Below are 17,844 nucleotides of genomic sequence, written 5' to 3'. Positions count from 1 at the left end.
CATGGAGGATGCTCGGCATATCATCACAATAGAGAGAATCTTCGGATACCCTCTATTGCAGCGATGCAGGAACAATGAAAGCTCTTTATCAATTAGGACATGGCGATGAAGGGCCCGGAGTATGTTCTTCAGTTTTGCACTGTAATCATGGCAGAGAGACGTAAGGAATATCCCCGGCTTGGCCGGGGATATTCCTTACGCGGGCAAAGCTCCATGCTGTCGGCCACGCCTCATGTGGCGTTGGTATAGTCTGCTGAACTTCTTCTGCCACTTCATTTCCGAATGGACTCCCGTTGCTTTACAGCTTGCAGCTGCCAGACAGCATTTCTACTATAACAGGGAGATTTCTTTTCCCACAATAGTCTCAGCCTGCTCCCGCCGCTTTCGATACTCCTCCAGATACCGGTCCAGACAGACCTTGTTGACGGTAGCCGAGATCGTGCTGCGCAGGAGATCCTTGGCATCAGACTCGGTTTCACCAAGTCCCTCCACTGCAGGAGCGACACCAAACGCTGCGCCGAGCATATTCTCAAACTCATCGCAGAAGTAGTCATAGGCGGTCTGAAGGGGATAGCACTCCTCCTGTATGCTAAACATCAGTCGAAGCCCCTCCAAAGGAACAACAGGCTTGACCACCGCGATGAACAGAAGCCGCGCAAGATGTTCGGCTGTATACAGCTTTTTTTGAGGGGCAGGAACCAGCTTCTGCTTGACATAGTTGCTCACCATGGATCCAGTCAGTTCAGGCTCTCCTAACGGTGCCAACCGGGCGTTGATATAGCGCACCACCTGCTCCAGATACAGTCCGACCTCCGGGATCTGTGCATAGCGCGGCAGACGGAAGGCCGCGATGTCCGCCGTGATTCTGTTTTGCATTTCTTTTTCCGTATTGTTATTATAAGCGTTTCCTCTGCAAAGTTCAACGGCTTTGCGAAACATTTTTAACAGTTTATTAAAAGCCGTTGACGAAGAAATAAAAAGCTGATAAACTGCATCCATCCCTTACCGGAACCGAACGACACTTTTTCAGTTGGAGGTCATCTTATGGATCAGATCCGCATTGCCGCAGACTCAAGCTGCGACCTGCTTACCATGGACGGCGTGGACTTTGTCAGCGTTCCGCTCACCGTCCGTACTGCTGTGGAGGAATTTCGCGATGACGCCGCGCTCGATGTCGACGCGATGGTCACAACACTTCGCGGCACGAAGGGCCGCACCTTCAGCGCCTGCCCGAACATCGCGGACTGGGAGTCCGCCTTTGGCGAAAGCGGCGATGTACTCGCGTTCACCATTACAAGCAGCCTTTCGGGCAGCTGCAGCGCGGCACTTGCCGCAAAGAAACGCTGCGAGGAGCAGAATCCCTCTCGCCGTATTTTTGTGGTGGACACGCTGTCCGCCGGTCCGGAGATCGCCCTGCTCATCGAAAAGTCAGCCGCCGAACTGCGCTCCGGCAAGAGCTTCGAGGAGGTCTGCACAGCCGTACAGCAGTATCAGCGCCGTACCCATCTGCTCTTTGCGCTGGAATCCATGCACAATCTCGCCCAGAACGGACGAATCAGCAAGCTGGCAGCAACGATGGCCGGTGTTCTCGGCATCCGCGCCGTTGGGCAGGCCAGCGAGGAGGGCACGCTTGAGATGCTCGGCAAATGTCGGGGCGCTCGAAAAACGCAGGAGCTCCTCTTGAGTGAAATGGTGCGGCTTGGCTACAGGGGCGGCAGCGTCCGCATCGGGCATTGCCGGAACGCGACATTTGCATTGGAGCTCTGCACCGAGATCCGGCGGCGATTTCCGGGGGCAGAGGTGAAAAGCCATCCGCTACGTGGGCTGTGCAGCTACTATGCAGAACACGGCGGGATTATGCTGGGCTTTGAGTCATGAAAACGAAGGTCTCGGACAGGAAGGCGCTGCTGCATCTTGCGGTACGCATTCTGACACTGCCGCCCATCGTCATCGGGGTAACGCTGCTTCTGATGTACGCTCCGACAGGGCTTCTGACGCGCAGGGAGCTGCTGCTGTGCGAGGTGTTCCTGCTGGTTATCCCCTTGGCGGCGTACCCGCTGCGGGAGATCTTCCACATTGGAAAGGACCGGCGCAGGGGGCAGCGCGGCACGGCGCTGGTATGCAGCGCCGTTGGGTATCTGTGCGGGTTTCTCTGGTCAATGCTGACGCCATGCTCCTGGCTCGTCCATATCCTGTTTCTCTCTTATGTCATTTCTATCGCGGCGCTGTTGCTGCTCAACGTGGGCTTTGGCCTTCGCGCAAGCGGACACGCCTGCAGCACAACAGCTCCGGCGTTTCTGTTGACATGGAAGCTGCATCCGCTTTTTGCCATACCGTCCGTTCTGCTGATCGCAGCAGTGTACCGCTCCTCCCTAAAGCTGTCGCGCCATTCCCTGCCGCAGCTTCTGGCCGGCTCGGCGGTCAGTCTGTTAGCCTGTGTGATCTCGATTATGGTTTATGGCGTCAGATAAAATGATACTGCGCCGCATCGCCGTTTCATTTGACGGTGGCGCGGCGCAGTCCTGTCTTTATTGCAGCTTCTTCAATCGCTGCTGTTCTGTTCTGCGTTATATTGATTCTTGAAAAACGCTACCACAACGGCGCCGGGGCCGAGGTGTGTTCCGATCACGCTGCCCACCGTTGTGTAGCAAACCTCCCGCAAATGCCCCTCCCAAATGTGGCGGCTGTCTTCGATGTACTTCAATAAAAGCGCACCGGAAAGTCCGCTGTAGCCAAGCAGCACCGGCTTGCTGAAATCAATTCCGCCCGCCTTGTCGATCTCCTGAACGAGCAGATTGTTCCCCATTTTCGAGCCGCGTGCTTTCCCCAGCAGATGTATCTCGCCGTCAGTGACGGAGATCGACGCGAGGGTAAATCTAAACGGTCGGACTAAACCACATGGTTGTTGAAATGTCAACAGAAGAGTTCCGCACAGCCCATACTCTTTGATTATAGCATCCCACGGCGCGGGGCGCTCGGCGCGGTTTTCGTGTTGTTCACCGAGTGGAAAAGCAGGCTGCCGAGAATACCGCAAAGCCCCGCCGGAATTGCTCCGGCGAGGCTTTGCCTTTGACCACATAAAATGCCACAGACAGGTGTGGAACACATGGGGGATGCGGGTCACAAGGTGTCAGGAAAGTAATTAGAATTAAGAGGAAACCGCTAAAAACGGCTAAAAAGTGCAGAAAGAATATTGCGGTAGCTCTTTGTCTACAGCGTGGTCATTTCTGCGCCGTTGCAGGGCTTGACCCAAACCGTGACCCAAACACGGAAAAAAGCAGGCGGATACAGGCGGACACAATGGATGCCCCATCGAGCCGAAAGTATGCAAAAGCGCCGGAAAGCGTTGCAGCACAACGCTTTCCGGCGCTCATTATATCTTCACACGCAGGAGGTCACTGGTTCGAGTCCAGCAGTCCCCACCAAAAAATGGTCCCGTCAAGGTTTATGCGCAAAATTATTTGCAGGCTCCGGCTGAGTGAAGTCAGCCGGCAATGAAGGCGTCGTCCAGAGCCGCCTCTAAATGCTTCATGTTCATGTATTTCTTGCTGCCCCACTGGGTGCCCGCCACATGGCGAAGCCTCGCGCAGACCAGCATCAGGGCAGAGTTGCCGTCAGGGAACGTCCCCACTACGCGGGTCCGGCGGCGGATTTCCCGGTTCAGCCGCTCGATCGCGTTGTTGGTACGGATGCGGGTCCAGTGCTCGCTGGGAAAATCGCAGTAGGTCAGCGTCTCCTCAATGCCGTCCTCGACCTTCTTGGCAGCCTCCTTCAGCTTCATGGCGCGCAACTCGGCAACCACGGCTTTCGCCTTCTCGCGGGACGCCTTTTTGCTCTCCTGGGCGTGGATCGCTTTGAGCATTTTTGCCACAATTTTGACCTTGGATTTGGGCACAACGGAGAAAACGTTGCGGTAGAAATGCACCGTGCAGCGCTAATATTTGGCGTCCAGAAACACCTCGCCCACGGCCTCCAGCATCCCCATGCACTTGTCCCCGACGATGAGCTTTACGCCGTCCAAGCCGCGTCCGCGAAGCCACTGAAAGAAATTGACCCAGCTGGTCTTGTCCTCTTTCATGCCCTCGGCGGCACCTAAAACCTCACGAAAACCGTCCTCATTCACGGCAATAGTCGCCAAAACAGCAACATTTTCATACTCTCCGCCCCAGTTGCGGCGCAGGTAGATACCGTCCACGTAGACATACGGATAGCGCCCGCCCTGCAAGGGGCGGTTCCGCCAGTCCTCGATGTGGACGTAGGCTTTCTTGTTCAGCTCGCTGATGGTGGCGGGTGAGACCTTGCTGCCCCACAGTGCCTCCGTGATGTCCTCCACCCGGCGCACGGAAACGCCTGCCAAGTACATCTCGATGAGGGCCTCCTCCACACTGCTCTCCCGGCGGCGATACCGCACGAAAGGCCGTTACTACGAGGCCACCAAACGGTTCTGCGCCTACCTCGCAACTTACTACCATCCCCAAAAGCTGGAGAACGTCAGCGGCAAGCATCTAGTAAGCTACATTCTCTATTTGCAGGAGCAGGGCAAGTCAGCCAGCACCATCAAGACCGACCTCTCCACCATCCGCTTTTTCCACGATAAGATGTCCCATCCACGCTACACGCTGCCGGGCAATGAAGAACTGGGCGTCGCCTTGGAACGCCGCCGCTTTGGGCAGCAGGATCGTACATGGACGAACTCGGAGTTCGGCAAGCTGATCGGCCGCGCCATGGCGGAGAAGCGGGAGGACTACATCCTCTCCCTGTATCTGGCCTGCTATGCCGGTCTGCGTATCCACGAGTGCTTTCGCATGGACACCGCCGCGGCGGAGCGTGCGCTGCGCGAAAACGCCCTCACCGTAAAGGGCAAGAGCGGCAAGGTGCGTATTGTTCCCATCGAGGACGACCGTATCACGATGATGCTAGAACGGCTGCTGGACAAAACGGAGCGCGGACACAAGCTGCTGGTGCCGGATGGCATCTCCACCGACCGGGCCATCAATGGCATGCAGCAGTTTATCCTCCGCAACCGTGACGCTATCTGTGACCCTACAGCGCCGGACAGGCGCATTACCTTCCATGGACTGCGACATACCTACGCTGCTGAAAAGTATACATCTCTCATCAACGGCGACATGACGCCTTTGGATGCCCATTTTACCGTCTCCCGTCTGCTGGGGCACGAGCGGCCCGATGTAACGGACATCTATCTGGCATCCGTAAAGGGAGGCGCTGCCCATGGAGAATAAGTATCGTGACCTGCATGAGCTGCCCGTGACACTGCGGGTGGGGGACTTGATGCCCATTCTCGGCATCGGGCGCAACACCGCCTATGAACTGATCCGCAGCGGACAGATACGGAGCGTCCGCAGTGGAAGCAGACCGGATCATCAACATCGCTGGTACTAAAGGCTCCAAAAACGGAAAGCAGTGTGCGGAAGGTATTTCTGGCGAAAACCGTTTCGATGGCGCTCACAGAGGAGAAAGATAGGCAGCAGAGGGCAAAAGAAATGCTGGACAGCGATTATCAGGACTTTGGCCTTGTGATTGCCCATGAGGACGGACGTCCCTACGAGGAAAGGCAGATTGCCTTTCTGCTCCGCAAGCTGACCGATGCCACAGGACTGCCGCCGGTAGTTTTTCACAGTCTGCGGCATTGCAGCGCCTCGCTGAAGCTGCAAATCGGCGGCGGAAACATCAAGGCGGTGCAGGGCGATACTGGCCACGCACAATCCCGTATGGTAACAGATCTGTACGCCCATACCAACAACGAGGAGCGCCGCCGGTTGGCGGAGAAGGTAGAGGAGGATTTCTTCCAGAAACGGGCTGATGTGCCGCAGGAAACGCCGCTGGATAACTCTGCGGAACAGGCGTACCGCCTGCTGCAAGAAAATCCCGACATTGCTAAATTGATCATTGCAACGCTGCAAAAACAGACGCAGCAATAGCTTGTTGGAAGATCTGTTGGAAAGTCCAACGAAACTAAGAAACGATAAAATCAAAACCTCCGGCTAAGCCGGAGGTTTGATCTGGCCCTATAAGGGCCTATTACTGGCAAGCCCCTCAAGGGGCACGAATTTTTCTTCGTTCGCATTCTCTGCCCTACCGCCCGTAAACGGGCCATCACCATCACAGGCAAGCTTTTGCTTGTCGTTGGTTTTATTACTTGTCATGAATTAGTCTCCTTGTTTTTGTAAGTCTTGGCCGGCAAACCTTTGCCTTACTTTAACTCGGAGACTTTTTCTTGTCTACTCTTCCCCTCGCCATAGGCTATTTTTTCCCACCGGCAGAGCCGGTGGTTTTCTTTGTGAACCAACAAAACAAACCCTGTAACCGTCGTGGTTACAGGGTTTGCGTGGAGCTGCTGGGCGGATTCGAACCGCCGACCTCATCCTTACCAAGTGATTTTTGGTGTTTTTTATAACGATTTCCGTTTATTTTTAGTCGTTTTTGTTCCGAACGGCGTTGTTTCCAGAACTTTCGAGAAGTGCAGCCTCCGTTGTTTCCACATCTGTCTGTGGTGGAACTGTGGTCAAGCCGCAATTTTACGCATTCGCCCGCTGATCGTCAGAAACCACATCCGCTGTATCTCTATCAGTCACTCGCCAGAGTTTTTTACTTTATATACCGCTTTCTTCAGACAGTATATTATAGAATGCCTCTAACTCGTCAATTACCAGCTGTGTAATTGTATGCCCTAAGAAACTATTATCATTAATATCATGTTCGGCAAGAACTCGGAACAGCTTTTCATTAAAGTTATATGCCTGAATCTGTTTCAAAAACTCTTCTAAACTAACTCTTGCAAGTCTACCCTTATCGCAAAGCTGATAAACAACAAATGCAACACTCATCTTGAAACGAAGCTTGACTATGTGCTCTATGTCTAACATACTTTCCGACAATAGTGAGATGTAGTGAAGCGAAACTGGATATCTAATATATGGGATACAGCCGTACTCTATACACGATACAAGAACATCAATGGCTTGTTGGATACACCCAAATACAAGTATAAAGAAATTGTATGAATCTGGCTTGGCTCGATCTACCATGTATTTGGTTCCAGACAAAGCGCCCCTGAACCGCTCTCCAAATGGTAACATCACATTATCATCTTCCGAGAACATCACTAATCTTCCAATATCTTCACGGGCAAATCGTATAATATCATCAATGCTGTTACACTTTGCAAAGTAATCGTTCAGATTGTCGATTCCATTAAAAAGGCTAATAAATGCTTGTCCCCCGACGCTATAGAGCGAATGATAGCCATTTGATTGGTTGAGAAGTCGAAGCGGCAGTATGAGGATTTCACCATGAACATTTTCTAATAGCTTCAGATTATCTTCTGCTGTCACTCCGATTTGCTCATATAGAAATTCAGCATCTTTGCCATCTGGCATTTTACTTCGTATTTCTGAATACTTACTCAGAGGATCATCAAGAATATGCTTGTCTCCCATTAACAAAAAAGGTAAGTGTTCGTTATCCTCAAAATCCATAAATGTGGCAGCCGTGAAAACGTAACTGTTTTCACCAGGGAACCAAGCTTTTAGATACAGCTGTATTTCCTCGATATGACGCAGCCAGAATAAATTAATTTCATCCAACGCTTCTGGTGAATGGCTACTTTTTAATTTTGGCAACAAAGTTGCGAGCAATTCTTTATATTCAGTTTGTATTAAATGAATCTTATCCAGCAATAGGTTTGATTTCAAAGTTAATTACCTCATTTAACAACTGTTCTGGGATACCATATATCTCGTCCAAAAAAGATATAGTTTTGTTCATAATCATAATACAATCTGGCAGAACGGTTTTCAATCTGGTTTCGTCCTCAACATCCGGAACACAATGATATTTATGAGCGGGGTTGTTACATTTCAAAAGAGAAGACTCACGAATAGCTCCCCATAATCCATGTTCAAAAGAAGAATCGTAATCGTAATATAAGCCATATAGATTCTTCTCTCCGACATCTTCCGCTTTAAGCCTTATGTTTTGCTTGTCAAAATATTTAGTATCCATATCAATGAATTCTTCACCCTTGAATTCATTGACTAAAGCTTCGATATATTTTTCGTCGAAATGAGATTCCTCTAAAGCACCATTTTCCCTGTGCCTTGCTAAAACGAGCTTATATAGCCCCATACCATACAGCTGATAATCACGCCAAATATTTTCATGAAACGACTCGTTTTTTACGAGATATTTCATCATAATATAGTCTTCAATCAAGACACGCACGCAACTTCTGCCAGATATAGAATTAAATAACTGATGCTCATAAATTTCCTTCAATCGCTTATAAGAATATGTCGCAATCCCGAGCAAAACACTCATTTTCTCATTAAGCGGGGCAGCTGTTAAAAACAGTTCCGAGAGATACACAAATACCTCATGCAGTTTTTCCATGTATGCGGTGATGTTTCTCTTTTCCTCTGAAAATCGAATGGCGAATATACTGCAATCTGTCATTTCGCTTACACACCTCCAAAATTCCTTCAAGTATGCAGAGTCAACCTCTTCAAAAGTCAAAATCATCATTTCAAGAGAACGTACTGTTGGACGAGCCATGCACATTATTTCATCAGTGTGTTTGGATGACGGATAGGCCACCAGCAAATCTACCTGTTCTCTTAAAAGATGTACTTCCCCTGAAAGTTGATTAAAATAGAGTGCTACAAACCTGATATCAGTTGCTTCATTAGATTGGTGATCCATTATTTCACGCATTGTCTGAATTATCGCTTCACACCTGTCCTCAACACTCTGATCTGGACAATAAAAGCACTTAGCAAAAATCGGGGCTTTGCTTGCAGTAAGAAAAACCGTTAACGGCGCAAGTGCTTCTTTAGCTCCACTGCAAATAATGTAATCATAAAATCTCTTTTGAATATCTGCGTCCAGCTTTAATATCTGTGATAATCTTGCTGTATAGAGGCCAGGTGCCAATTTGTGTAATGCAGAAATAATGCCGTAGGACTTTCTTAACCCTTCATCTCGTCCATAATATTTCAAAATCAATCCAATCCAAAGGTACTCTGGCATGCGGCCATAAGTCCACGACTTTTCGTCTTCAAGTTCATGCATCAACGGTATTGCATTTATTGGCGTTATAAACTTACCTTTTTGAAAGGTATGGTCAGATAGTTTGCTGCGTCTCATTTCTCTTCCTTTCGCCTTCTCAATCGCGCTACAGCTGTTCTAAAACTAACGGAGGCACCCCTAACGGATGCCTCCGTTAATTTTGGAGCCCCGAGTTTTTCAACAAGAAAAGAGTTTTATTTTGCGCTGCTGTAAACAATAGAAAGTCAATCCTCCGGCAGAGCATCATGCGTCGACTGCTCCAACATGAGGAATCGATCGAAGTCGCTCTTGTAGAGTCGATCCTGAATAATTCGATATTTCTCAAACTCTGTTTCGGCATGAAGCTTTGCCTGCTCCGCGCTGATTTTACCGGGTCCCGTCAGCAGTTCGTTTCCGTTAAACTCCAAGAACCCGTCCAGACGCTTCGCCCAATCCTCCATACTCATAGGAATTTTGCGTTCAGCCTGAAGCTCAGCATAGTCCAAATAGAGAGACACGATTCGCTCCAGATATGACATTTCCTTTTCGCTCAAATAATTCTTGGCTACGGTCACATCAGCCTTTACGATTTTTCCGTCTGGTGCATTTTCCCAGGTTGCCAGCCCCATGTGTTCTTTCGCCGCATCAGCCCGCTCCACGATCAGCTCTGCCGCTGTGTGGCGATGAACGGCATAATGCAGCTTGTTCTGCACAGTCTGGAAAAACAGACGGGTGGTCCTTGCATCCTTGTCGTAGTCGAAAGCTGTAGCGTAGAGGTCCGTGACCTTTTGATAGAATTTCCGCTCAGACAGCCGAATTTCACGGATGTACTGGAGCTGACGCTCAAAGTATTCATCCGTAAACATGTGTCCTTTTTTCAGGCGTTCTTTATCCATGGTCCAGCCTTGGATGGTATGGTCTTTCACGATCTGTCCCGCCCATTTGCGAAACTGTACCGCACGGGGATTATTGACCTTAAATCCAACAGCAATGATCATTTGAAGCGTGTAATGCTTCAGTTCTCTGTTGACCTGCCGTCCCCCCTCGGCTTGAACTATCCGGAAATTCCGGATAGTTGCCTCCTCCGACAGTTCGTGGTCGTCATATATTTTCTTAATGTGCTCATTAATTGTGCGAATGTCAACATCGTAAAGCGCCGCCATCATCTTCTGCGTCAGCCAGATATTCTCATCCTCATAACGCATCTCAAAACTTTCGTCACTGTCGCCGGTGGAGGCCACAAAAGTCAAATATTCCGCAGCAGAACTGCGAAGCGCCAATTCTTTTTTCTTGGAGTTCTTGTCCATTTTGTTGCCGTCCCCCTTTTATTTGCTCACCTCGACACGGCGTAGTTTTCCACATTTCAAGACATATAGAAAACTACGCCGTTCATCTCATCAACAGACAATATTACGCCCCAACGACGCACTTTGTCTCTTCGATAATCCTGTCCTTGAGCTGTATAGCATCCCGAATGGCCAACTTTTCCTGTACCCGGATATACTGTTCCATGTAGCTATAATCTGGCTGCCCCTCTGCCGTAACAGGAAGTAAAATGCTGTCATTTTCTACTTTATTTTCCCACCGCGGCGGTCTCTCACGGGAATATTTCGGGTAAAGAACTTTGTTCAATACACTCGCAAGATATAGATTTGTCCGATAGGAAACCTCGACATTTTCCAGCCTAATAAAATAGGAGTGGCTGTATACTCCGGCCTCTTCCGGTTGAGCATAAACAAGGCCGGCCGAAACCGCACCATCAGCTATAATGGAAATCGCATTTGTATAGGTGCGGAAATCACCTTTCTTGCCCCAGTACATAATACCATTGTCCCCGAGCTTGGCGCAAGTCAGCGGTATACAATATTCCTCACTACGCGCTTTCGTTGCAGAACCAATTTTCTTTCCGGTACCAATATACCCGCCTTTCAGCGGGACAAACAAATCTCCAATACTGAAGGGCTTAAATGTAGCCTTCTTATTCAGCGTTTCCTGATCTTCGGTCGTCAGCTTGTAGTCATCCAATCCAGCAGCCAGGAGATACTGCTCCAGCACGCTGATTCGTTCCTGCTCCAGCACGCTGATTCGTTCCTGCATATACTCCCAGTCCGGCGTTCCTTCATCTGTGACCGGGAGAAAAATCTCATCGTTCTCAACCTTGCCTGTCCATGTTGCCTTATCCGCTCTCGAATATTTTGTATCATGGATTGCCTTTTCGACCGCAGTTTTAAGATAAAGACACAGCTCCATCGACATATGCGGCATTACAGATTTTTTGAGTGCTATCAAATAAGCGTCGGTGAAAACTCCAATCAGCGGCTGTGCATAAACCGTGCCAACCGTAGGCGGACCGTTATAAACAACAGAAAGGACATTTTCATAGTGAACAAAGTCAGAAGGCCGACCATAGTACATGATCCCATTGTCGCCCCACTTACAATTGATTAACGGCAATGAAAACTCTTCTGTTCTTTCCTTAGAGACATTGTCCTGTTTGCGGCCAGCCCCAATATATGGAGCATTTAATTTTTCGAACAAAGCCCCTATTCGGAATGCCTTATACTCCATATCCACCGTCCCCTTTAATTGCTTGGGAAACCTTCCACGCCAGATAGTCCGCCACAGTTTTCCGGAAGTCCTCCTCCGTAGGCATGGTATCGATCACCTTGTGCTGGGCAAAGGTCCAGTCGTTGCCATTTAGCGATACGGTATCCCGAATCACAAGGCCGTTTTCTTCCGTATAGTATTGAGTCCTGGGCTTTTTACCCAGCACAATGGCCTCCACCTCGGCATACCGCTCAGCAGCGTGATCGGCATCTCGCAAATTGACCTCCTGGCTGGATTTTTTGCGATTTTGCCGGGCATAACCGTCGTTGCTAAAATCAATAAAGATTACCATGTCGTCCACCTCGTGGGGACGGGCGACCTGGAACACATAGATAGCCGTCTGAACGCTGGACTTTCCGCAGAAGATATCACTCATGTGGACACTGGCACAAAGGGTGTTTTTCTCCAATATCTTTTTCGTATAGGGCAAGCCGTTTCCACTGCCCGCATTTTCCTGGATCAGAACGCAGGCGTAGCCGGAGGTCATCTTTTCCAGCGCCTCTTGCACAAAGTTGAAGCCCTTGCCATCCGCAGAGTAGGGAGGGTTCAGAAGAAATACTGTGGCAGGAAACTTTCCGGTCTCATTGTTGTAATCATGACCATCGCCATTATAAATGTTGGATGAGCCGTCCCCCATCAAGATCATGTTCAGCACAGCCAGGATATAAATATTACCGAGGATTTCCACGCCCAAAAGCTGATGCTCCTTGATGTTGGTGATTTTCTTCTCTAACTCTTTTTGATCGTGGATTTTTGCCTGCGCATCTTTTATCATGATGTCCATAGCCGACACAAGAAATCCAGCAGAACCCATAGCTCGATCCCACACGAAAGAGTCCATATTAGTGCGGGCCAGCTTCGCCATCAGCGTTGTTACATAGCGTGGCGTGAGCACAACATCATTCTCTCTGTCATTTTCGATATGTACCCAGTCTCCCAAAGAGTTGAGAATTTTCCCAGTAAAATCAAGGTGCAGATTGCTCTCCAAACAAGGGATGATATCCTGCTTCACCTGCTTAAACAGGCTTTTGAGGATGCTCTCGCCATTTACCGGTCTCCACAGGGTTTCCTTTTTAAACACTGGCTGCAAAAGGTCTAAAATCATGCGTATCTTATCGTCGCCACATTTCTTCTTTTTCAGGAAAGAGCGGATTCGGGTAATAATGATCGTACTGTCGTTGTCCTCCTGATCGTCATTACCAGTAAACTGATTTACGTCCAGCGGTGCCACACCCTTGGTAGTCAATCCGACCATGATCAGACCGCAGAATAGATACAGTTTCTCATTCGTGGTCAGCGCCGTCCGCAGCTTGGGATTATCGTACAGACTTTGGTGAATCGACTTAATTTTCGTTTCCAACGCAGTCTCTGTCCGCTGTCTCAAATCTTCCAATTCCTTCTCGGTCAGCGTCATTTTGTCCAGCATTGCAAAAAATCTATCCAGATTGTCCGCCTTCAACAGCGACCATCCCTTATCCAGTTCTGGAATATGCTTAGGGACACGATTATTCTTTTCGGAGATATAATACGCCCTGCATTCCGCATCCTGAACAGAGCCATCGGCGTTCATCTGTGTTCCGTTAATACCGATGGCGATCACTTCAGTGTAACCTCTGCTGTCCAAGATGGCGTTGGCGTAGTGGACAGCTCCGTTCACGGCGTAATTCATAATGCTGGAATAATTGGCGTCGCCAGCGTGATGCTGTATCGTACCGTCCTTGCGCTTACTGTCTTTCTCATAATAGGTGATAAGCTCGATCTGCCCGGACTTCGAGATCTTTTCCAATCGATTCTTTAACCCCTTGGCTTCAATCATAACAGGAATTCGACGGGCGGTCTTATTTTCCAAAAGAAGCTGAATATCGGGGTAATTATTTCCAGAGCCACCAGATTTGGAGTCCGCAGACCGCAGAGCATCTGTAATGGTTCGATTAATGCTCTCCGTTTTTCCATAGTGCCTGATTCCTAACTCATCCAGTATCTTCTTGTAATGCTCCTCAACTTTTTCCTCAATGCTCGCCATGGTCGCTCACCTCCTGTTGCTGCTCTATATGCTCCTTCAGCCATTCACGGATCAACGCAGATGCCGTGGTATCCTCATCCAGAGCAAGTTGTTTTAATGCTTTTCGCTCCTCCCGCGTCATTGTAATGGTTATATTAACCATATTTCTGTTGCTCATTGCAGCTCGCTCCCATCCTCTTGTGTATCTGTGTAATAGTGTAGCACAGAGAAATAGCCTTTGCAAGAACGGATTTTAAGCGACAAGCCCGCTAATTACAGGTACTTCCAACCGCCGGTATCTCCATGTTGCTGTTCTGCGCATTAACAATTCCGTTGCCTAACGCCAAGCGAAGGTTCAATCTCACAGCTTTCCGGTGAGATTTACACCCATGTGTGGTCTCAGACATTCATGGGGCTCGTAGGGCAACCATTTTGTAGCGTTCCCGTTTTATATCTTGCGCTGCTGTAAACAGCAGAAATACTCGGAATCAGTTCTCTCGAACCGGTCCCGAGTATTTTTCATTTCCCGTATTTCTCTTTCAGGCTCTGGTGACCCTTCTGCGCTTCCCTCCGCAGATCATCAGCGGTCAGCATCAGCCACTGCGGGTCAGGGTCGTTCAGATTCAAGTCCAGGTATGCCATTTCTTCCGGAAAGTATCTCTCCGGGTCAAATCTGAAGTCCCTCGCAACAAGCCGCTGCCACATACTTGGCCCATCGGGCAGGTCGATCTTGTCCACCTCGTAGCTCGTCAGCTCATGGGTGGTGTCGATCTTTCGCAGGAACCCCTCTGCGGTCAATTTCCCCTGAACATATTCCTCCCGTGCCAGCCGAGCGTTCTCGCTCCACTGGTCGTACTGCTCGTAGTCCATGGGTATCAGGTTGGAACGCTCAGAAGGTGCCGCGTCGATCCACCGCAGCAGGCGGGAATACATTCTGTCCCGCAGCTTTTTACAAATCAGGAGCGCCTCATCCTCCGAAGTCTTATCCAGCCTTGCCAGATTCGCGCCTCGCTGTTTGCAGCTCTGCCCATCGGTCACCCGGTCACAGTACCGGGTGGCCTTTTTCGTTTTTGGGATGAAATAGCCCCAGCAGTAGTCACATCGGCAGACCCGCTGGTTGTCCTGTTCGAAGTAGAGCGCCAACACCAGCATCCGCAGTTCCATCAGGCTGCGAAGCCGGAACGACCGTGGTTTTTCCAACCGCGGCAGCTTTGCCGGATCGCAGATCCGCGCAATGTCGGCATAAGCTGCCCGCAGGTTTTCATACTGCTCCGCCGGTGTTAATCCAGCCGTGCCGTCGAAGGTGACCTCCATGATGTTCCGAAGATAATTCTGTACACGCAACGGTTCCTCCATCACCCGCAGGATCTCCTGTCCAGCAGCCAGCAGAAACATCGCCGTGCCGTCATCCTCTGCCTGCAAAGTTTGATGCAGAATGTCCGTCACAACAAATCCGCTCACAGGATCGATCTCACACAGATCCGGTGTCAGCAAAATGGCCTCCGCGGCAAAGTCCTCTAAGTCGCTCACAGGAATGTCGATCCGCTCCTCAAATAGAGGATGCTCGTTCCGCAGCCACCGCACCGCCTTGCGGTAGTCCATATAGTCCAGTTCAGAAAAGGCGATCAAGGTCTCCGCGGGAGTCAGTGCAGGCATCCGCGTGATTGACCTGTCATCACAAAGCTGGATGGAATAACGTCCATCGCCCACTTCCATCAAGTACAATTCCGAAGCCTTCGCCACGCATGCCCTGTCCTCCGGTGTGGATGCCAAGACACTGGCTGGCATTCTGGGCCACACAAAGGCCAGCTTCACGCTGGACACCTACACGCACACCACCGGAGATATGCAGAAGCGGGCCGCTGAGATCGTGGGCGGTTTCCTGACCGACTACCTTGGAGAGGAGATGAATCCTTGGCAAAGCAGAGAAAACATGGCAGCGGCACCGTCCGTCTGAGAAGCGATGGCCGCTGGGAGGGCCGCGTTGTCATCGGCTACGATGACAGCGGACTGCCCAAAACTAAAAATGTGCTGGCAAAAACAAAGGCCGAATGTGAGAAAAAACTCAAAAGTTTGATTGCCGCACAAAAAGGATCTGAGCCGCAACCACCCCGGCAGACCATGACAGTCGCCCAATGGCTGGACTTCTGGTACCAGACCTACAAAAAGCCAAATCTTCGCCCCAACACCCAGATGTCCTATGAACGGCGGATCTATCAGCACATCATCCCAAACTTGGGCCCCACTCCACTGAACAAACTTACCACCGGAGATATCCAGCAGTTCTATACCGGGCTTAAACAAAATGGCCGTCTGCTCCGGCAGGAACAGTATGGCGAAGGACTTTCCGACCAAACTGTCCGCGGCATCCACACCACCTTCCACGCGGCGCTGGACAAGGCAGTCTCTGAGAAGATCATCCCCAAAAATCTCTCCGACTTCTGCCGTCTCCCCTCTGCCAAGGCCAGAGAGATGCAGGTTCTCTCCCCAGAGGAAATCCAACGGCTGCTTATCCAGGCCAAAGAGGACGGCTGTTTCGAACTGCTCCTGCTGGAACTGTCCACCGGCCTGCGTCGTGGTGAGATCTGCGCCCTCCAATGGGATGACCTAAACTTCAACACCGGAGAACTTCAGGTAAAGCGGCAGGTACACCGGGTCAAGGGAGAATTGGCAGTGTCCGAGCCGAAAACAAAGGCGTCCAACCGGAGCGTCATCCTCCCGCCCCCTGTTCTGATGGTACTAAGCAACTACAAAACCGAAATAAACTCTGCATGGATGTTCCCCTCCCCGCTGAACAATGACTCGCCCAGAGATCCCGCTGCTGTCCGCAAGCGGCTGACCGCCATACTGGAGCGGGCCGGCTGCAAGCGTGTCCGCTTCCATGACCTTCGCCACACCTTCGCAACACTGGCGCTGGAAAACGGCATGGACGTGAAAACCCTCTCCACCATTATCGGTCATGTCTCCACCGCAACAACTCTGAATGTTTACGCTCATGTCACAGATGAGATGCGCAAAACCGCAGCGGCAAAAATCGACCGAGGGATCGCCAAATCAGAAATCAGCCAGGATATAGACACAGCGCCAAGGAAACCGGCTCCATCCACCTTCCGGCCCTACAAAGGTCAGCGCCGTAAACCCGGCACCGGCTGCGTCAGCCAGATCAACGAAAACCTGTGGGAAGGACGGTACTCCCCTCGGCTCCCCAATGGATGCCGCCTCGCACGAAATGTCTACGCCCACAGCGAGAAAGAATGCGAACAGAAACTGGCAGAACTGATCGTCCAAATGAAAGCAGAAATTGCCGCCCAGCGGCAGCAGCCCCAAGCCCCGGCATGAAGCAAGCAAAGAAGAAACGCAGAGTTCCCGATGCCATGTCGGGAACTCCGCTTCGTTCTGTCTGTGGTATTTTATGTGGTCAACGAAAATTTGCAAAACCGTATTCGTTCAAAAAGTTGCAAAAAGCAAAAGAAAACACCTGAAACCGTTGGATTTCAGGTGTTGTTCTGGAGCTGCTGGGCGGATTCGAACCGCCGACCTCATCCTTACCAAGGATGCGCTCTACCGACTGAGCTACAGCAGCATATGGCGACCAAGATGGGGCTCGAACCCACGACCTCCAGCGTGACAGGCTGGCGTTCTAACCAACTGAACTACTTGGCCATCAATTATCAGGAGATCTTGTCGAACTCGAGCTTTTAGAGTATACCAGAAACAACATACGTTGTCAATAGGAAAATGGCAGGGGCAGAAAGATTCGAACTCTCGACACGCGGTTTTGGAGACCGCTGCTCTACCAGCTGAGCTATACCCCTATGTGGTGGGCCTTCGGGGACTCGAACCCGGGACCGGACGGTTATGAGCCGTCTGCTCTAACCAACTGAGCTAAAGGCCCAAGCGGATCGATCTCAATGGCTTATGTAAAAAGAAGTGTGCCGCCACCTTACAGAGTGGCGGCACACCCTTATTGTGGCGCCTTCTGTAGGGCTCGAACCTACAACCCTTCGGTTAACAGCCGAATGCTCTACCATTGAGCTAAGAAGGCGTGTTGGCGCTACCTATTTTTCCGGGCCGTCTCCAGCCAAGTATCGTGGGCAGAAGCGAGCTTAACTTCCGTGTTCGGGATGGGAACGGGTGGACCCTCGCCCTAATAAGCACCAACTATATTG

17 protein-coding genes, 5 tRNA genes, 1 rRNA gene and 2 pseudogenes are annotated in these 17,844 nt (G+C 50.5%); 8 read left to right on the top strand and 17 right to left on the bottom strand.

The genetic code is table 11. The features are described from left to right. Positions 1–330 precede the first annotated feature (330 nt). On the bottom strand, positions 331–876 hold the full coding sequence (locus LKD37_RS10380; RefSeq protein WP_302929150.1) for a DUF1836 domain-containing protein: 546 nt from the start codon (positions 874–876) through the stop codon (positions 331–333). A gap of 168 nt (positions 877–1,044) precedes the next feature. Here LKD37_RS10380 and LKD37_RS10375 point away from each other — a divergent pair, with 168 nt between their 5' ends. Beyond that, on the top strand, positions 1,045–1,878 hold the full coding sequence (locus LKD37_RS10375) for a DegV family protein (protein WP_302929149.1): 834 nt from the start codon (positions 1,045–1,047) through the stop codon (positions 1,876–1,878). Next, complete coding sequence (locus LKD37_RS10370) at positions 1,875–2,471, top strand: hypothetical protein (protein WP_302929148.1); 597 nt, start codon at positions 1,875–1,877, stop codon at positions 2,469–2,471. Before LKD37_RS10375 ends, LKD37_RS10370 begins: the two co-directional genes overlap by 4 nt. Before the next feature lie 71 nt (positions 2,472–2,542). Here LKD37_RS10370 and LKD37_RS10365 read toward each other — a convergent pair whose 3' ends face one another. Together LKD37_RS10365 and LKD37_RS10360 are read right to left on the bottom strand one after the other, a co-directional pair. Next, on the bottom strand, positions 2,543–3,079 hold the full coding sequence (locus LKD37_RS10365; RefSeq protein ID WP_302929147.1) for a DegV family protein: 537 nt from the start codon (positions 3,077–3,079) through the stop codon (positions 2,543–2,545). 405 nt (positions 3,080–3,484) lie between these two features. Continuing rightward, a pseudogene (locus tag LKD37_RS10360) lies at positions 3,485–4,408 on the bottom strand (IS256 family transposase); the annotation flags it as partial. Here LKD37_RS10360 and LKD37_RS10355 point away from each other — a divergent pair. From LKD37_RS10355 to LKD37_RS10345, 3 genes are read left to right on the top strand one after another with little or no spacing between them, the layout of a single operon-like run. Then, a complete protein-coding gene (locus LKD37_RS10355; RefSeq protein ID WP_306414454.1) occupies positions 4,323–5,243 on the top strand; it encodes a tyrosine-type recombinase/integrase in 921 nt (306 codons plus the stop codon). The pseudogene LKD37_RS10360 and the gene LKD37_RS10355 sit on opposite strands and share 86 nt — an antisense overlap. Continuing rightward, positions 5,233–5,403 (top strand): helix-turn-helix domain-containing protein, encoded by a 171-nt coding sequence (locus LKD37_RS10350; RefSeq protein WP_302929144.1) that lies wholly within the window; start codon positions 5,233–5,235, stop codon positions 5,401–5,403. The genes LKD37_RS10355 and LKD37_RS10350 overlap by 11 nt, the downstream gene beginning before the upstream one ends. Positions 5,404–5,426: 23 nt before the next feature. After that, on the top strand, positions 5,427–5,942 hold the full coding sequence (locus LKD37_RS10345) for a tyrosine-type recombinase/integrase (RefSeq protein WP_302929143.1): 516 nt from the start codon (positions 5,427–5,429) through the stop codon (positions 5,940–5,942). An 87-nt stretch (positions 5,943–6,029) separates the two neighbouring features. Here LKD37_RS10345 and LKD37_RS10340 read toward each other — a convergent pair whose 3' ends face one another. The 8 genes from LKD37_RS10340 to LKD37_RS10305 all read right to left on the bottom strand — a co-directional run bounded on the left by LKD37_RS10340 (position 6,030) and on the right by LKD37_RS10305 (position 15,400). Beyond that, positions 6,030–6,167 (bottom strand): hypothetical protein, encoded by a 138-nt coding sequence (locus tag LKD37_RS10340; protein ID WP_302929142.1) that lies wholly within the window; start codon positions 6,165–6,167, stop codon positions 6,030–6,032. Between the two features lie 447 nt (positions 6,168–6,614). Further along, the gene (locus tag LKD37_RS10335) at positions 6,615–7,715 is read right to left on the bottom strand and encodes a hypothetical protein (protein WP_302929141.1); all 1,101 of its coding nucleotides are present in this window, start codon (positions 7,713–7,715) and stop codon (positions 6,615–6,617) included. Beyond that, the gene (locus tag LKD37_RS10330) at positions 7,690–9,165 is read right to left on the bottom strand and encodes a DUF5677 domain-containing protein (RefSeq protein ID WP_302929139.1); all 1,476 of its coding nucleotides are present in this window, start codon (positions 9,163–9,165) and stop codon (positions 7,690–7,692) included. Before LKD37_RS10330 ends, LKD37_RS10335 begins: the two co-directional genes overlap by 26 nt. Before the next feature lie 146 nt (positions 9,166–9,311). Continuing rightward, on the bottom strand, positions 9,312–10,373 hold the full coding sequence (locus LKD37_RS10325; protein ID WP_302929138.1) for a virulence RhuM family protein: 1,062 nt from the start codon (positions 10,371–10,373) through the stop codon (positions 9,312–9,314). Positions 10,374–10,476: 103 nt separating this feature from the next. Continuing rightward, positions 10,477–11,634, bottom strand: a complete 1,158-nt coding sequence (locus LKD37_RS10320) for a hypothetical protein (protein WP_302929137.1) — start codon at positions 11,632–11,634, stop codon at positions 10,477–10,479. After that, entirely contained in the window at positions 11,624–13,696 is a 2,073-nt protein-coding gene (locus tag LKD37_RS10315; RefSeq protein WP_302929136.1) for an HsdM family class I SAM-dependent methyltransferase, read from the bottom strand. Before LKD37_RS10315 ends, LKD37_RS10320 begins: the two co-directional genes overlap by 11 nt. Next, positions 13,683–13,853, bottom strand: a complete 171-nt coding sequence (locus LKD37_RS10310) for a ribbon-helix-helix protein, CopG family (RefSeq protein WP_302929135.1) — start codon at positions 13,851–13,853, stop codon at positions 13,683–13,685. The genes LKD37_RS10315 and LKD37_RS10310 overlap by 14 nt, the downstream gene beginning before the upstream one ends. Before the next feature lie 341 nt (positions 13,854–14,194). Further along, a complete protein-coding gene (locus tag LKD37_RS10305) occupies positions 14,195–15,400 on the bottom strand; it encodes a hypothetical protein (RefSeq protein ID WP_302929134.1) in 1,206 nt (401 codons plus the stop codon). Between the two features lie 10 nt (positions 15,401–15,410). Between LKD37_RS10305 and LKD37_RS10300 the strand changes: the two are divergent. The 3 genes and pseudogenes from LKD37_RS10300 to LKD37_RS10290 form a co-directional block, all read left to right on the top strand. Beyond that, positions 15,411–15,632, top strand: a pseudogene (locus tag LKD37_RS10300) (tyrosine-type recombinase/integrase); the annotation flags it as partial. Further along, positions 15,590–17,014, top strand: a complete 1,425-nt coding sequence (locus LKD37_RS10295) for a tyrosine-type recombinase/integrase (RefSeq protein WP_302929133.1) — start codon at positions 15,590–15,592, stop codon at positions 17,012–17,014. The pseudogene LKD37_RS10300 and the gene LKD37_RS10295, both read left to right, overlap by 43 nt. After that, complete coding sequence (locus LKD37_RS10290) at positions 17,011–17,157, top strand: hypothetical protein (protein WP_178871592.1); 147 nt, start codon at positions 17,011–17,013, stop codon at positions 17,155–17,157. Before LKD37_RS10295 ends, LKD37_RS10290 begins: the two co-directional genes overlap by 4 nt. A gap of 25 nt (positions 17,158–17,182) precedes the next feature. On the opposite strand, the gene LKD37_RS10285 is transcribed toward LKD37_RS10290, so the two are convergent. The 6 genes from LKD37_RS10285 to rrf all read right to left on the bottom strand — a co-directional run bounded on the left by LKD37_RS10285 (position 17,183) and on the right by rrf (position 17,837). Continuing rightward, positions 17,183–17,258, bottom strand: a tRNA-Thr gene (locus LKD37_RS10285). 3 nt (positions 17,259–17,261) lie between these two features. After that, positions 17,262–17,338 (bottom strand) — tRNA-Asp (locus tag LKD37_RS10280). Between the two features lie 76 nt (positions 17,339–17,414). Continuing rightward, positions 17,415–17,490: transfer RNA gene (locus LKD37_RS10275), tRNA-Trp, on the bottom strand. 3 nt (positions 17,491–17,493) lie between these two features. Then, a tRNA-Ile gene (locus tag LKD37_RS10270) sits at positions 17,494–17,570 on the bottom strand. Positions 17,571–17,645: 75 nt separating this feature from the next. Beyond that, positions 17,646–17,720: transfer RNA gene (locus LKD37_RS10265), tRNA-Asn, on the bottom strand. Between the two features lies 1 nt (position 17,721). Beyond that, positions 17,722–17,837 (bottom strand): 5S ribosomal RNA (gene rrf / locus LKD37_RS10260). Positions 17,838–17,844 lie beyond the last annotated feature (7 nt).

The sequence above is a fragment of the Brotocaccenecus cirricatena genome (assembly GCF_020687045.1).
Taxonomy (GTDB): Bacteria; Bacillota; Clostridia; order Oscillospirales; family Oscillospiraceae; genus Vescimonas; species Vescimonas cirricatena.
The sequence above is the reverse complement of the archived record's forward strand: the minus strand, read 5'-3'. Positions and strand labels throughout refer to the sequence as shown.

Excerpts from the sequence above, each read along its gene's own strand:
- LKD37_RS10380 (WP_302929150.1), bottom strand. The coding sequence starts at position 876 with ATGCAAAACAGAATCACGGCGGACATCGCGGCCTTCCGTCTGCCGCGC.
- LKD37_RS10370 (WP_302929148.1), top strand. The coding sequence starts at position 1,875 with ATGAAAACGAAGGTCTCGGACAGGAAGGCGCTGCTGCATCTTGCGGTA.
- LKD37_RS10325 (WP_302929138.1), bottom strand. The coding sequence starts at position 10,373 with ATGGACAAGAACTCCAAGAAAAAAGAATTGGCGCTTCGCAGTTCTGCT.
- LKD37_RS10330 (WP_302929139.1), bottom strand. The coding sequence starts at position 9,165 with ATGAGACGCAGCAAACTATCTGACCATACCTTTCAAAAAGGTAAGTTT.
- LKD37_RS10290 (WP_178871592.1), top strand. The coding sequence starts at position 17,011 with ATGAAGCAAGCAAAGAAGAAACGCAGAGTTCCCGATGCCATGTCGGGA.
- LKD37_RS10310 (WP_302929135.1), bottom strand. The coding sequence starts at position 13,853 with ATGAGCAACAGAAATATGGTTAATATAACCATTACAATGACGCGGGAG.
- LKD37_RS10355 (WP_306414454.1), top strand. The coding sequence starts at position 4,323 with ATGTCCTCCACCCGGCGCACGGAAACGCCTGCCAAGTACATCTCGATG.
- LKD37_RS10365 (WP_302929147.1), bottom strand. The coding sequence starts at position 3,079 with ATGTGGTCAAAGGCAAAGCCTCGCCGGAGCAATTCCGGCGGGGCTTTG.
- LKD37_RS10320 (WP_302929137.1), bottom strand. The coding sequence starts at position 11,634 with ATGGAGTATAAGGCATTCCGAATAGGGGCTTTGTTCGAAAAATTAAAT.
- LKD37_RS10340 (WP_302929142.1), bottom strand. The coding sequence starts at position 6,167 with ATGACAAGTAATAAAACCAACGACAAGCAAAAGCTTGCCTGTGATGGT.
- LKD37_RS10350 (WP_302929144.1), top strand. The coding sequence starts at position 5,233 with ATGGAGAATAAGTATCGTGACCTGCATGAGCTGCCCGTGACACTGCGG.
- LKD37_RS10315 (WP_302929136.1), bottom strand. The coding sequence starts at position 13,696 with ATGGCGAGCATTGAGGAAAAAGTTGAGGAGCATTACAAGAAGATACTG.
- LKD37_RS10375 (WP_302929149.1), top strand. The coding sequence starts at position 1,045 with ATGGATCAGATCCGCATTGCCGCAGACTCAAGCTGCGACCTGCTTACC.